General features: G+C 69.8%; 13 protein-coding genes. 7 read left to right on the top strand and 6 right to left on the bottom strand.

The annotated features are described in order from the left end of the window. The first annotated feature begins 99 nt into the window (after positions 1–99). Both SM447_RS23875 and SM447_RS23870 read left to right on the top strand, forming a co-directional pair. A complete protein-coding gene (locus SM447_RS23875; protein WP_474575085.1) occupies positions 100–987 on the top strand; it encodes a helix-turn-helix domain-containing protein in 888 nt (295 codons plus the stop codon). Further along, on the top strand, positions 980–1174 hold the full coding sequence (locus SM447_RS23870) for a DUF397 domain-containing protein (RefSeq protein ID WP_474575084.1): 195 nt from the start codon (positions 980–982) through the stop codon (positions 1172–1174). Before SM447_RS23875 ends, SM447_RS23870 begins: the two co-directional genes overlap by 8 nt. A 343-nt stretch (positions 1175–1517) precedes the next feature. Here SM447_RS23870 and SM447_RS23865 read toward each other — a convergent pair whose 3' ends face one another. Then, the gene (locus SM447_RS23865; protein WP_474575083.1) at positions 1518–3458 is read right to left on the bottom strand and encodes a DNA/RNA helicase domain-containing protein; all 1941 of its coding nucleotides are present in this window, start codon (positions 3456–3458) and stop codon (positions 1518–1520) included. A gap of 119 nt (positions 3459–3577) precedes the next feature. Further along, positions 3578–3961, bottom strand: coding sequence for a nucleotide pyrophosphohydrolase (locus SM447_RS23860; RefSeq protein WP_474575082.1), 384 nt, complete (start codon positions 3959–3961; stop codon positions 3578–3580). Between the two features lie 108 nt (positions 3962–4069). Between SM447_RS23860 and SM447_RS23855 the strand changes: the two genes are divergently transcribed. The 4 genes from SM447_RS23855 (at position 4070) to SM447_RS23840 (ending at position 8649) form a co-directional block, all read left to right on the top strand. Further along, positions 4070–4435 carry an MmcQ/YjbR family DNA-binding protein gene (locus tag SM447_RS23855; protein WP_474575081.1) on the top strand — a complete coding sequence of 122 codons (366 nt, stop codon included), beginning with the start codon at positions 4070–4072 and terminating at the stop codon, positions 4433–4435. 145 nt (positions 4436–4580) lie between these two features. Further along, positions 4581–5195: a dihydrofolate reductase family protein gene (locus SM447_RS23850; RefSeq protein ID WP_474575080.1), complete on the top strand. Its 615-nt coding sequence runs from the start codon at positions 4581–4583 to the stop codon at positions 5193–5195. A 357-nt stretch (positions 5196–5552) separates the two neighbouring features. Then, positions 5553–7682: a PQQ-dependent sugar dehydrogenase gene (locus SM447_RS23845; RefSeq protein ID WP_474575079.1), complete on the top strand. Its 2130-nt coding sequence runs from the start codon at positions 5553–5555 to the stop codon at positions 7680–7682. A gap of 19 nt (positions 7683–7701) precedes the next feature. Then, positions 7702–8649 (top strand): sugar phosphate isomerase/epimerase family protein, encoded by a 948-nt coding sequence (locus SM447_RS23840; RefSeq protein WP_474575078.1) that lies wholly within the window; start codon positions 7702–7704, stop codon positions 8647–8649. A 96-nt stretch (positions 8650–8745) separates the two neighbouring features. Here the strand turns inward: SM447_RS23840 and SM447_RS23835 are convergent, their stop codons facing one another. Together SM447_RS23835 and SM447_RS23830 are read right to left on the bottom strand one after the other, a co-directional pair. Then, a complete protein-coding gene (locus SM447_RS23835; RefSeq protein ID WP_474575077.1) occupies positions 8746–9174 on the bottom strand; it encodes a VOC family protein in 429 nt (142 codons plus the stop codon). Between the two features lie 53 nt (positions 9175–9227). Next, positions 9228–9647, bottom strand: coding sequence for a helix-turn-helix domain-containing protein (locus SM447_RS23830; RefSeq protein WP_474575076.1), 420 nt, complete (start codon positions 9645–9647; stop codon positions 9228–9230). Positions 9648–9701: 54 nt separating this feature from the next. Between SM447_RS23830 and SM447_RS23825 the strand changes: the two genes are divergently transcribed. Next, complete coding sequence (locus SM447_RS23825) at positions 9702–11054, top strand: TIGR04013 family B12-binding domain/radical SAM domain-containing protein (protein ID WP_474575075.1); 1353 nt, start codon at positions 9702–9704, stop codon at positions 11052–11054. 488 nt (positions 11055–11542) lie between these two features. Here the strand turns inward: SM447_RS23825 and pdxY are convergent, their stop codons facing one another. Continuing rightward, complete coding sequence (gene pdxY / locus SM447_RS23820) at positions 11543–12394, bottom strand: pyridoxal kinase PdxY (protein ID WP_474575074.1); 852 nt, start codon at positions 12392–12394, stop codon at positions 11543–11545. A gap of 69 nt (positions 12395–12463) precedes the next feature. Further along, entirely contained in the window at positions 12464–13468 is a 1005-nt protein-coding gene (locus SM447_RS23815) for a MerR family transcriptional regulator (protein WP_474575073.1), read from the bottom strand. Between the last annotated feature and the right edge of the window lie 5 nt (positions 13469–13473).

Raw genomic sequence — 13473 nt, 5'->3', positions numbered from 1 at the left:
CGGATTTCGCGCTTATGCATTGACTTTCTTTGCCGAAACCGATAAGCGTTACAGCGGCAGGTGACGCAGTGTTGCGACATGAAACCAGGGAGTGTGCGAATGGCCGAGGACATCGGATCGACCGTGCCGCGCCGGCAGCTCGGCCGGCTGCTGCGCCAGTTCCGCAACGAGGCGGGGGTGACACTGGACGCCGCCGCCGAGGCCCTGGAATACAGCCGACAGAAGATCTGGCGTCTCGAATGCGGCATGGGCTCCGTCCGGGTGCTCGACGTCAAGGCCATGTGCGAGCTGTACGGGGTGTCCCCGGAGATGACCGAAGCGATGCGCGGCCTGGCCGTCGAGACGAAGTCCAAGGGCTGGTGGCACGCCTACGGCGACGCCGTGCCGAGCTGGTTCGAGCTGTACGTCGGCCTGGAATCCGCCGCCGCCCACCTTCGCCGTTACGACGAATCGCTGATCCCCGGCATCCTCCAAACCAAGGAGTACGCACACGCGCTCTACCGCCTCGGCGGGCGGCTAAGTGAGGAGGATCGGGAGCGAGCTGTCCAGGTTCGGCTCCAGCGGCAGAGCCTGCTCGTGCGACGGCTGCCGGCGGCTCCCAGGCTTGAGGCGGTGCTGTCCGAAGCGGTGCTCCGACGCGGCGTGGGCGGCCCTGCGGTCATGGGCGGTCAGCTCGACCAGCTGCTCAAGCTGTCCGAGCTGCCGAACCTGTCGGTCCGGGTGCTACCACTGGCAGCCGGGCCTCAGCCCGGCGCAGTCGCCGGATCCTTCGTCATCCTCGACTTCCCTCCCACCAAGGGCGGTCGGACGGCACCGGAGCCGTCGGTCGTCTACAGCGAGTCGTTGACCGGCGCGCTCTACCTCGACAAGCCTGATGAACTGGCGGCACACGAACGCGTGTGGCGGGGACTGGATGCGCTCGCCCTCGGCGAGGCAGAATCGAAGGACATGATCAAAAGGCTCATCGGGGAGATCCGGCATGACTGACCTGACCGGCGCCGTCTGGCGCAAGAGCACCCGCAGCGGCGACAACGGCGGCGACTGCGTCGAGATCGCCGACAGCCTCCCCGGCCTCGTCGCCGTACGCGACTCCAAGGACCCGACCGGGCCTGCTCTCGCCTTCTCTCCTGCGGCCTGGGCCGCTTTCATCCGGACCATACAGTCGACCAATTGACAGCAAACGGCGAATGCCAACCAAGGCTCAGCCGTTCCACGCGACACCGACAACTCCACCTCGTCAACCATCGGACCGCCGCCCCTCGCCCGACGTACGGCGCCGACCCCAGCCTCCGTGCTGACCTGGAAATACGCGCCACCCACCCACCGCACGCCCCGCCCGCCCCGGCATCACCGCACCGTCACCCAGAGGCCCCACCCTTGTCGGGTACGACCACCAACCCGCCCGGCCGCCCGCCGGTCCGCTCTGCAGTCGGACGGAGGCTCAATGTGCGAGAGCGTGATCGCTTGAGAGACGCGCTACGCTCTCAGCACAATTTCATGGAAGGTCGAAAATGGCTCTACCCGGCATCCGAATCGTCGCTGCTCGACTCATAGCGACTTTCCACCTCTCGGGTGGGTTTCACCAAACCAGCCAGGAATTGGCGGGTCTCGGGGTCGACGGAGTGGATTATCGACCCGCGCATGCCGCGGGTCAGCAGGACCTTGTAGGTGTTGCGAATCAGCCGGTCCGCTTCGTCGTCGCTGACCGCCTTGCGGCTGAGCAATGCCGGGTCCTTCGACTCGCTCCGCCGGGTCACCAGTCGGCCGTCACGCGCCACCAGGTCGGGCCCGATGATGACACCTGACCAGTCGTATTCGAATCCCTGGGCGGTGTAAACGCAGCCCACCTGGTCGAAGCCGTTCGGGTCGGTGGCCCAGAAGGCGCTGCCGGGAGCGTCGCCCACGCTGCGGTCGCTCTTGACGTTCCATGGTCGCGCCCAGTCGCCGACCACCACGTCAGGCACCAGGGTGCCGTCGGGCCGAGGGTCGCTCCACGGCCAGCAGTAGCCAGCCGACATCCGGGCGGTCTGGCCCGGCTCGCCAGCCGTGCCCGTCGACGTCTGGCGGACACGCAGGAACGCCTCCAGTTGCGTCGGGGACTCCGCGAGCCGCAGATCGAACCGTCCGTCGCCGGCCCACACGGTCGGCCCATCGCCGTCGAGGCCGAGCAGGGTGAGCACCCATTGCTCGTACGCCGCGCTGCCGCCGCACCGGAACTGGTCGTGCAGCGAAACGACCTCGACCTCCAGGCCCAGCTTCTCGGCGTGCACCGAGATGACTTCGACGTTTCCCAGTTCCCCCGGTTTGACCACCTGGTGCTCGTCGAGCAGGAAGACCGGTACGCGGGCGGTCGAGATCAGCTCATCCAACTGCGGCCTGGCCCGATCCCGTCGGGCCTTGGGCGTGTAGCGGTTGACCGAGGTCTCCCGAATCCGATGCGCCTCGTCGCAGAGCAGCACCTCGATGTCGTTCGTCTCGGCGTCCATGAAGCTGTTGAAGTACTTGAACATTCCCTGCAGCCGGGTCGAACCACGTCCGGCGTAACGTCGCAGGGTCTGGGTGAACGCCCGGGAGCCGGTGGCATGCAGCACCGTTCGGCCCTGACGAGCCAGCTCGCCCATCACGGACAGTGCGATGACGCTCTTGCCGCTGCCCGGCCCGCCGGCCACCACCACAGCCCGTTTCCGATTCGCGGTCCTGGCCCGCGCCACCGCATGCAGCACCAACTCGTACGCGACGTGCTGCTCGTCGAGCAGGGTGAACTGTGACCGGTCCTTGAGCTCCTGCGCGGCGTACCGAAGCAGATGCCGGCTGGGCCGGACGGTGCTGGTGAGGAACCGGTCGGCGGCGGCCGCGCCGGACTTCGACGCGAACCGGGACTGGAGATACGTGAGCCACTGGCCACGGCGCTGCCCGGTGAAGATCCGGCTCTGCTCGGTGGTCGGCCGGTCAAGCAGGTCGGAGATGTCCCGGTCGACAGCGTTGTGAAGGTACGCGGCACCGTGCAACGGATACCGCTCACGGCCCAGGACGCCGAGAAAATCGGTGAGGTACTGACAATAGTCGCCGACCTGCACGCCGGGGTGCAGGCGCGGTCCACGTGCGTGCTCGACAGCGACCAGGGTGTCCGATTCCTCGTACGCGGTCGCGTAGGACCACTGTTTCAGCTCGACGACCAGATAGGAGTCGTTCCCGCTGCCCGGGTCGACGCCAGCGAGCACTGCGTCGATGCGTCGACTGGTCAGGGGGAGCTGGTACTCGACCAGGACCTCCACCTGGCCGAGACCCGCGTCGGCGAGGTCCTGGGCCAGCACCGTCAAACTGCTTTTCCAGGACCGCCGCTCTGCCGGACTCACGCCGCGACGCATCGACCACAGGTGCTCGCCGACCCGGTCGGCGAGGGTACCGTCGGTGGCCAGACGCAGCAGATTGGCGGCGGACGTACGGAACGCCGACATTGGCACATGCCCCCAGGCAGCACGATGTGATCGTGCGGATGGGGGGCATATCCGTGCACCGGAAGCCCGTCGGACCGCTTGACTCTGTGCACATTACCGAGTCGGACAAGTGCTCGCGGTTAGCCGGGGCTGTCGGTCGGTGGCGCCTTGACGGCCGAGCCGTGCGACCGCTCGACCGGGTAGCGGCGGGCCGCCTCGCTCAGCTTGTCGGTGGCGGCGGACACCGGGTCGATGCCCAGGATGTCGCACAGGCGAGCGAGGTAGATCATGACGTCGCCGATCTCGGCACGCACCCGGGCACCATGCTCGGGGTCGGCCATCACCTGCGCGGATTCCTCCGGGGTGAGCCACTGCAACTCGGCCAGCAGTTCTCCCACCTCCCCGGCGAGGGCCATCGCCAGGTTTTTCGGGGTGTGGAACCGCTGCCAGTCCCGCTCGTCGGCGAACCGGCGCAGCCGGTGCACGAGGTCGGCCAGCCCGGGGTCGTTCGGTTCGTGTTCCACGGGGCCGAACCCTACCGGCACCAGCTCAGTTTCAGCGGCGAACGCGGCTCACCGATCCGACCTCCGGCGCTTCTCAGTTGTGTCGGACCCTTGTCGTAGCTTGGGCCGATGACCGACATGGTGGCGATCGTCCGGCGGGCCTGCCTGCGTCTGCCCGAGGTCAGCGAGCGGCTGAGTCACGGCACGCCGACCTGGTTCGTCCGGGGCAAGAGGTCGTTCGCCACCGTCTGGCCCGACGGCCATCACCAGGACGACTTTGCGCATCTGTGGTGCGCCGCGCCGGCCGGCGCCGCCGCCGAACTGATCGCGGAGAACCCGCAAACCTACTTCCGCCCACCGTACGTGGGGCATCGCGGCTGGGTCGGCGTACGCCTCGACACCGGCATCGACGAGGCCGAGCTGGGCGAGATCATCGAAGACGGATACCGAGCGGTGGCACCGGCGACCCTGCTCGCCCGCCTCGACGCACCCTGACGCGTGTGCGGGAGCAGCCAGCGGCGGTGGGCGGGCGCGACCTGCGGCGGTGAGCGGGCGCGACCTGCGGCGGTGAGCCGTGGCAGCAGGCTGCGGAGAGGTAGCGTCCGCACCAGGAGAAGATCGCTATCACGTGGGAGGCGGCATGCCGGGTCGGTTCGTGTACTGGATGAACGTCTCCGTCGACCTGCGGATCGAGCGTGACCCGGGCGAGCAGGGTGGCGGCGACTGGATGCGTATCGGGGAGTCGCTGCACCGGGAGTTCAACGCGCGGGCGCGGGCGATGTCGCTGATGGTCGAGGGCCGCACGATCTACGAGACGATGGAGGCGTTCTGGCCGGCCGCCCGCGACGACGAGTCCCTGCCGGACTATCTGCGTGAGTACGGTGAGATCTGGACGTCGATGCCCAAGGTGCTCGTGTCCCGCTCCCGAGACAGCGCCGGGCACAACACCCGGGTCATCGGCGGGGACGACGTGATCGAGCAACTGGCGCAGCTGCGGGCGGAGACCGACGGCGAGATCGGGGTGGGTGGTGCCACCCTCGCCACTCACCTGCTGCGGGCGGGGCTGCTCGACGAGCTCCTGCTCTTCACCCACCCCGTCGTCCTCGGCACCGGCCGACCGCTGTTCGACGCCCACGACGAGCCGATCGAACTCGACCTCATCGAGCAGGCGTCGTTCGAGCAGGGCGTCACGTTGCACCGGTACGCCGTACGGAAGGATCCCAGCACCGATCCGGAAGCCCACCTGCCACGTTGATCCCGGCCCGAGCTGCACCGCCCTCAGACGCCTGGGGGCGGTTTTTCGTGCGTGGACGATGCTTTCGCTGCCTTGGCCGAAAGTTCGCGCTTAACCAGGCATAAGCCATAGACACATCGACATTGCTTTTGTTAGCTTCAGCCCGGATGTTACGTCGAGGTGAACCGCCACGGGGGCCAACGCCTCGCCCGTGACCTCCGACGGCCCCCTCGATCCCTGCGTCCAGCTTCCAGTTTCCGCGCCCGCGCCGCCCACCGGCGGCCCGACGGGCCATTCGGTGCTGCCCGACACCCGGAGGAGAAGCCCAACCGTACGTCCCGACCTGCCCGACCCAGTCCTCACACGAAGGAGAGGCAGTTGAAGAGACGACTCGCGCTCGCCGTGGCGGGCCTGACGACCATCGCGCTCGTCGCCCCGCCCGCCAGCTCGATGGCCGCGCCCACCACCCCGACGGGTGCGCCTACCGTCAGTCCCCCGCCCGACACGGCCTTCCAGAAGGTCACCCTCAACGACCGTCCCGGCGAGCCGATGGACCTCGCCGTGCTGCCCGACGGCCGGGTGCTGCACGTGACCCGCGCCGGCGTGGTCTGGCTGCACAACCCCGCCACCGGCCGCAACACCGTCGCCGCCACGCTGGACGTGTACCAGCACGACGAGGAGGGCCTGCAGAACGTCGCGATCGATCCGAACTTCGGTCGCGCCGGCAACAACTGGGTCTACCTGTACTACTCGCCACCGATGAACACCCCGGTCGACGACCCGTCCACCCCGGACGTCAACGAGGGTGACGCACCGGCCTGGGGCAACCCGGAGGAACTCGCCCCGTTCAAGGGTGTCATCCGGCTGTCCCGGTTCCGCCTGGTCAAGGACACGTTGGACCTGCGTACCGAGCAGCGGATCCTCGACGTGCCGGTGGACCGGGGCATCTGCTGCCACGTCGGCGGGGACATCGTCTTCGACGCGAAGGGCAACCTGTACCTGTCCACCGGGGACGACACCAACCCGTTCGAGTCCGGCGGCTACGCCCCCATCGACGAACGCCCCGGTCGCAACCCCGCGTACGACGCGCAGCGGACCTCGGCCAACACCAACGACCTGCGCGGAAAGATCCTGCGGATCAAGGTGGGCGCCAACGGCGGCTACAGCATCCCCAGCGGCAACCTGTTCAAGAAGGGAACGAAGAACACCCGGCCGGAGATCTACCTGATGGGGCTGCGTAACCCGTTCCGCATCGAGCTGGACCGCCGCACCGACGACCTGTACGTCGCCGACTACTCGCCGGACGCCGGTCAGCCCGACCCGCTGCGCGGGCCGGCGGGGCACGGCAAGTGGTTCGTGGCGCGCAAGGCCGGCAACCACGGCTGGCCCTACTGTGTCACTCCGCAGCTGCCGTACCGGGACTACGACTTCGCCACACAGGAGTCGGGCGACATGTTCGACTGCGCCGCGCCGGTCAACGAGTCGCCGAACAACACCGGCCTGCGGAGGCTGCCCGCCGTGGAGCAGCCCGACGTCTGGTACAGCTACGGCGTCTCCCCGCAGTTCCCGGAGCTGGGCACCGGTGGTATCGGCCCGATGGCCGGGCCGGCGTACCGCTTCGACCGGGCGACCACCCGGGGCCGGGCCCCGGTGGCGTGGCCGGCGTACTACGACGGCAGGCCGCTGTTCTACGAGTGGACCCGCGACTACGTGAAGGCGTTCCAGCTGGACCGGCGTGGCAGGCTCAGCGGTATCGAGCCGGTGCTGCCGTCGGTCGTCTTCGACAACCCGATGGACCTGGAGTTCGGCCCCGACGGCGCGCTCTACGTCCTCGAGTACGGCGACGGCTTCTTCAGTGAGAACCCGGAGGCACAGCTGGCGCGGATCGACCACATCGGCTGGGACGGCAACCACAGCCCCGTGCCGACGGTCTCGGCCTCGCAGACCGCCGGCCTGGCACCGCTGACCGTCGAGTTCTCTAGCGAGGGCACCACCGACCCGGACGGCGACCGGCTCCGGTACGAGTGGTACCTCGACGACGACGACCGGGTCGACTCGCGGTCGGCGAACCCGACGTTCACGTACCGCAGCAACGGCAGCTACGAGGCGACGCTGAAGGTGACCGACCCGAGGGGGCGTTCGGCGTCGGCTTCGGTGCGGATCGTCGTCGGCAACGCCGAGCCGGTGGTCGAGCTGGTCGCGCCGGTGGCGGGCCAACCCTTCGCCTTCGGCGACACCGTCCGGTACGAGGTACGGGTCACCGACGACCAGCCGGTCGACTGTGCCCGGGTCAGCGTGACGTACATCCTCGGCCACGACGACCACGGCCACCCGCAGACCACCGCCAACGGCTGCACCGGCTCGATCCTGACCACCGTGCCCTCCGGTCACGACCCGGCCACCGACAACCTGTCCGCCGTGTTCGTCGCGTCCTACACCGATCCCGGTGGCGACGGGCTGCCCGCGCTGACCGGGACCGACCAGGTCGTGCTGGTCCCGGGCGTCTAGACCCACGAGAGGAGTCATCATGTGTTACGGCTACGACGGGATGGCCGCCCTGCGGCGTTCCGTCATCGACCGGCGGGGCCTGCTGCGCGGCTCGGTGGCCGCGATGGCCGGCGTCGGCCTCGCCACGGCCGGGGTGGGCGCGACGGCCGCCTCCGCCGGCCCCCGGCCAACCGGCCGACGGCGGGTACCGCCGGGTCTGATCAGCATCCAGCTCTGGACGGTCCGCGACGCGTTGAACGGCGAGCCCGGGTACGACGCCACGCTGCGGCACCTCGCCCGGATCGGCTATCCGAAGGTGGAGCTGGCGCTGGGCTACTTCGGGCGCAACGCCGCCCAGCTGCGTCGCTTCCTGGACAGCATCTGCATCAGGGCCACGTCCAGCCACGACGGGATCAGCGACACTCCCGCCGCCCTGCAGGAGAAGATCCGCAACGCGGTCACCCTGGGCCAGAAGTTCATGGTGGTGCCGTACCTCTACTCCGAGAACGCCGACGACTGGAAGCGGTGGGCGGAGCAGATGAACGTCGAGGCCGCCGCGGCGGCCCGGGCCGGTCTGCGGTACGGCTACCACAACCACGCCCACGAGTTCACCATCGACCTGGGTGGTGGCCGTACCCCGTGGGACGTGCTGACCGAGGAGCTGGATCCCCGGCTCGTCCACCTGGAGATCGACATCTACTGGGCGGTCACCGGCGGCATCAACTCCGGTGCCGGCGCGGCCGACCCCGAGGGCTTCACCCTGGACGTCATCCGCTCCGCGCCGCAGCGGGTCCTGCAGTACCACGTCAAGGACCGGCACGCCGCCGACGGCGACATGGCCGACCTGGGCACCGGCATAATCGACTTCGCGCGGATCTTCCGGCAGCACCAGGTGCTGGAGTACATCGTGGAGAACGACACTCCCGACGTGACCCCGCAGCGCACCGCCGAGGTCGGCTACCGCTACCTGCGCAACCTGCGGTTCTGACGATTCTTCTCCCCCGGTGGTCGCCGGGGTGCCGGGTCGACCACGATCGGCCCGGCACCCCGGCGACGCGGAGGCTGGTACGTCGAAGCTGCTCACTCAGTCGAAGTCCGCGGGGGTGAACTCCCGCTGTTCGACCAGCACCAGCCAGTTGCCCGAGTTGTCCCGCGCGACGGCCTCCACCCCGTACGGGCGCTCCGCCGGTTCCTGGATGAAGTCGACCCCCTTGGACCGCAGCTCGTCGTAGGTCTTGCGGCAGTCGTCGACGGCCAGGCCGAGGGCGAACAGGTTGCCCTCGTCCTGTGCTCGACGGAACATCTCCGCCACCTCCGGCGTGAGCGGCGGCCCCGGAAGGGTCAGGTGCACCTCCAGTTCCGGTTGGCTGGGGTGCTTGACGGTGCACCACCGGTAGCCCTCGCCGAGGGTGATGTCGACGCCCTCGACGAAACCCAGAACGTCGACGTAGAACGTCTTGGCGGCGTCGATGTCCTTGACGAACACGCTGGTCAACGAGACGTTGGTAATCATGGGACCAGGCTAGGAGACGGTGGGTGGCGCCCGGCTTCTCCTGGCTTGCGGCGTCACCCGCGTCGTTCGGCGAGCCCCCACATGAAGACGAAGCAGCCGGGGATGTGCGGGGCTCCGCTACTCGCCCAGCGGCGCTGGAATTCGCTCGGCGTCTCACCGACCACGTCCCGGAACCGGCTGCTGAACGAGCCGAGACTGGCGAACCCGACGGCGTAGCAGACCTCGGTGACCGTCAGGTTCGTGGTCCGCAGCAGGTCCTGGGCCCGTTCGATGCGCCGCTGCGACAGGTACGCCGCCGGGGAGCGACCGTAGGTGACGGTGAACAGGCGCTGGAAGTGGTACTTGCTGACGCTGGCAACCGCCGCGACGGCGGTGAGATCCAGCGGCTCGGCGTAGTGGCGATCCAGGTGATCGCGCGCGCGTCGCAGGTGAACCAGCAGGTCACCGGAGGCGCGGCGGGGTGGAGAGCTCATCGTCGGCAAGCTTATGCCGTGGTCGGCCCTGATGCCCTGGCACAATCGCGGGCTATGACCGCTGCCGAGCTGGTTCTGGTGCTGCGTTACCGCAAGGCGGTGACGTACGGCCTGCACGTCCTGCTCGGGGCGCTGGAGCAGCACGAAACCTCGACCCGGTACGAGGTGCGCTTCGGTGAGACGCCGGAGGCGACCGCCGCCCACATCCGGGAGGCGTCGGCGGCCGGCGCGGCCCGGGTACTGGTGCTCTGGTCGTTCTACTCCCCCGACGCCGACGCCCTCGCCGGGGAGCTGGCCCGGATCCGTGCCCTGGCCGACGGGCCGACCGTGGCGCACGTCGCCGGTGGCGTGCACGCCACCGCCGAACCGGTGCGCACCCTCGACGCCGGTTGGGACATCGCGGCCGTCGGCGAGGGCGAGACCACGCTGCTGCGGCTGGTCGACGCGGCCGGCGACCCGACCGGGGTGACCGGTCTGGTGTACCGCGACGCCACCGGCACCGTGGTCCGTACCGGCCGGCCGCAACGCCGCCCGCTGGACGACTTCCGTGGCTTCTCGCTGCGCTGGGACCGGTTCAACGCCCTGGAGATCACCCGGGGTTGCGTCTTCTCCTGCCGGTTCTGCCAGACCCCGTTCATGTTCTCCGCGAAGTTCCGGCACCGCAGCGTGGCGAACGTGCGCTGGCACGTCGACCGGATGCGGCAGCGCGGACTGCGCGACGTCCGCTTCATCACCCCCACCGCCCTGTCGTACGGCAGCCAGGACGACGCGCCGAACCTGGCCGCGGTGGAGGAACTGCTCGCCTCCTGCCGGGAGGGGATCGGGCCGAACGGGCGGGTCTTCTTCGGCTCGTTCCCCAGCGAGATCCGACCCGAGCACGTCTCCCGCGAGGCGCTGCGCCTGGTGCGCCGGTACTGCGCCAACGACAACATCATCGTCGGCGCGCAGTCCGGCTCCGACCGGATCCTGGACGCCGCCAAGCGGGGCCACGGGGTCGAGGAGATCCGCCGCGCGGTCCGCCTCGGCATCGAGGAGGGCTTCCGGATCAACGTGGACATGATCTTCGGGATGCCGGGCGAGAACGGCGCCGACGTCGAGGCGTCGCTGGCGCTGGCCCGGGAGCTGGCCGACGTCGGTGCCCGCATCCACGCCCACACCTTCATGCCGCTGCCCGGCACGCCCTGGCGCGACGCGCCGCCCGGCGACGTCGACCCCGAGACGATCACCGAGGTGGACCGCCTCTCGCAGCGCGGTGCCCTCTACGGGCACTGGCAGCGCCAGCGAGACCACGCCGCCCGGCTGGCCGCCACCGCGCAGGCGAATCCCCGGCCGGGGCGGAGCCGCACCCTCCTCCCCGTGATCACCGACGCTGACCGAGAGCCCGACGGGCAGCCGCACCAACCGTGAGTAACGGTCACTCTGCGTACCCGCAGCGCCGCCGACCACATTCCCCGCATCCACGCTTTGCTCTGCTTCAATCCATGCACTACCGGTATGGGCTGGGATTATCCGGCGGCACCGCCCGGCACGAAGGTCGCCGAGCGTAACCAGTGCGTGGGTTGAAGCAGAGCAAAGGGCGTGCCAGGTGAGAGGGGTGGCGGTCGGTTTGTAACAGACTGTGGACAGGTTCGGAGGGCGAGTCGTCGCGGAGCGCCAACTCGTATGGCTGCGGGCCGCCCCCGGGCCATGGCCGGGGCGCAGCTTCAGGTGCCGGTGGGTGGCTGCTGCCGGAGGGCCGACGCAGACACGGGCCGACGCAGACACGGGCCGACGCAGACACGGGCCGACGCAAACACGGGCCGACGCAAACACGGGCCGACGCAAACACGGGCCGACGCAGACACGGGCCGACGCAGACACGGACCGACGCAGACACGGACGGTCGGGACGTGATGTCACCGCAGCCGGCGGGCGGGGAATCTCGTCGGCGGGTCGGCGATCGCGGCCTGGGCGGCGACCAGCTGGAGTTCACGGGTGCCGGCGGCCAGGGTCGCCTCCAGCACCGCGAAGATCGAGGCGGTGGTGCGTTCCAGTGCCGTGGCGGGCGAACCGGTGGTGGCCAGGTGCGCCAGGTACAGGGCGGCGGTGACGTCGCCGCCACCGTTCGGGGTGATCGGCAGCAGTGGGGTGGTCACCGCCCAGGCGCCGGTGTCGGAAACCGCGACCACCTCCAGCGACCCGGCCGGTACGTCGCCGTGCAGCACGCTGGTGACCAGCACGTGCCGGGGTCCGGTCGCGCGTACCGCGTCGACGGCGGCCAGCAGTTCGTCGACCGAGTTCGTGGGGTGGCCGGCGAGGAACTCCAGCTCGAACTGGTTCGGGGTGACGATGTCGGCGCGGGGCACCACCACGTCGCGCAGGTACTCCGGGATGCCCGGCCGGACGAACATGCCCCGGCCGACGTCGCCCATCACCGGATCGCAGCAGTAGAGGGCGTCCGGGTTGGCCGTCTTCACCAGGGTCACCGCGTCGAGGATCACCGCACCCATCGCCGGGTCCCCCTGGTAGCCGGAGAGCACCGCGTCGGCGTCGCCGAGCACGCCCCGGTCGGCGATGCCGGCGATCACCTCGGCGACGTCGTCCGGCGCCAGCAGCGGGCCGCGCCAGGAGCCGTACCCGGTGTGGTTGGAGAAGTGCACGGTCAGCACCGGCCAGACCTCGTGGCCGAGCCGTTGCAGCGGGAACACCGCCGCCGAGTTGCCGACGTGGCCGTAGGCGACCGAGGACTGGATGGACAGGATCTTCACCGTCTCATCATGGCGGTCGGCGACCCTCGATGGGCCTGCGGTCCCGGTGCCGGTCAACCTCCCGCCCCGCTATCGTCCGTCGCGCAGTTTGAGGATGTAGGTCGCGGTGAGCGCGACACCACGGTCCTCGTCGCGGGACAGTTCGGCGAGGGCGGCCTCGGCCGTACGCCCCGGAATCTCCGCGAGCGCCTGGGTCAGCCGACGTCGGGCGGCTGCCGTGACGCCCCTGTCGGTGAGGTGCTCGACGAGGCGGGTGGCGATCTGATCCGCCACGGCGGGTTCACCCGCCAGCGCGGTCAGTGCGTCGGCCGCGTCGGCCTCGTTCGTCTCCGCGAGAACCATCTCGACGAGCGTCGGGACCGCCTCGGCCACGCCACGCGCCCCGAGCGCGAGCGCCGCATACCTGCGCACGACGACGTCAGGGCACGCGAGGGCGTCCCGCAGCAGTGCCGTCGCCTCGTCGTCCGGGATCTCGGCGATGGACCGGACGGCACGTTCGCGTACCTCGGCCACGGGTGAGTCGAGGCCCGCCGCCAGCAGCGCCGGCGCGCCGTCGACCGACTGCGCCAGCGCCCAGCGGAGGGCGCCGGCGACATTCGGATCCGACTCGCTCAACGCCGCCTCGACAAGTGCCTCCACCGGCACCGGAGCGTCCCTCGTCGAGGAGAGTGCCGCGCGCTGCCGCCGCCCGGCGTGCTCCGAGTCCAGGGCCTGCAGGAGGGCGACGACCTGGAGGACGTCCGCCCAGTCGGCGGGTTGCGCGGCGCCGATCCGGCGCAGCCGGGTGAGCAGTTCCGTCTCGGCCGCGATGCGCTCCCGGGTCTGGCGGATGAGGTCGTCGACGAGTCGTGCGGGGGTGAAGCCGGGGTCGTCGAGCGCCCGTCCGACCTCACGCAGCGACAACCCCAGTGACCGCAGGCTCTCGATGTGGAAGATCCGTCGGATGTCCTCGCTGGAGTACTCCCGGTAGCCGGTCCCGGTGCGGCCCGTGGGCCGCACCAGGCCGAGCGATTCGTAGTGCCGGAGCATCCGGGCGCTGACCCCCGACCGTCGTGCCACGTCACCGATCAGCACGGCCG

It is taken from the genome of Micromonospora aridisoli (assembly GCF_056150025.1).
This window is presented reverse-complemented; position numbering and strand designations above follow the sequence as displayed.

What these genes read in the sequence shown, in the direction of transcription:
- SM447_RS23875 (WP_474575085.1), top strand. Translation starts at nt 100, where the DNA reads ATGGCCGAGGACATCGGATCGACCGTGCCGCGCCGGCAGCTCGGCCGG.
- SM447_RS23870 (WP_474575084.1), top strand. Translation starts at nt 980, where the DNA reads ATGACTGACCTGACCGGCGCCGTCTGGCGCAAGAGCACCCGCAGCGGC.
- SM447_RS23865 (WP_474575083.1), bottom strand. Translation starts at nt 3,458, where the DNA reads ATGTCGGCGTTCCGTACGTCCGCCGCCAATCTGCTGCGTCTGGCCACC.
- SM447_RS23855 (WP_474575081.1), top strand. Translation starts at nt 4,070, where the DNA reads ATGACCGACATGGTGGCGATCGTCCGGCGGGCCTGCCTGCGTCTGCCC.
- SM447_RS23850 (WP_474575080.1), top strand. Translation starts at nt 4,581, where the DNA reads ATGCCGGGTCGGTTCGTGTACTGGATGAACGTCTCCGTCGACCTGCGG.
- SM447_RS23840 (WP_474575078.1), top strand. Translation starts at nt 7,702, where the DNA reads ATGTGTTACGGCTACGACGGGATGGCCGCCCTGCGGCGTTCCGTCATC.
- SM447_RS23835 (WP_474575077.1), bottom strand. Translation starts at nt 9,174, where the DNA reads ATGATTACCAACGTCTCGTTGACCAGCGTGTTCGTCAAGGACATCGAC.
- SM447_RS23830 (WP_474575076.1), bottom strand. Translation starts at nt 9,647, where the DNA reads ATGAGCTCTCCACCCCGCCGCGCCTCCGGTGACCTGCTGGTTCACCTG.
- SM447_RS23825 (WP_474575075.1), top strand. Translation starts at nt 9,702, where the DNA reads ATGACCGCTGCCGAGCTGGTTCTGGTGCTGCGTTACCGCAAGGCGGTG.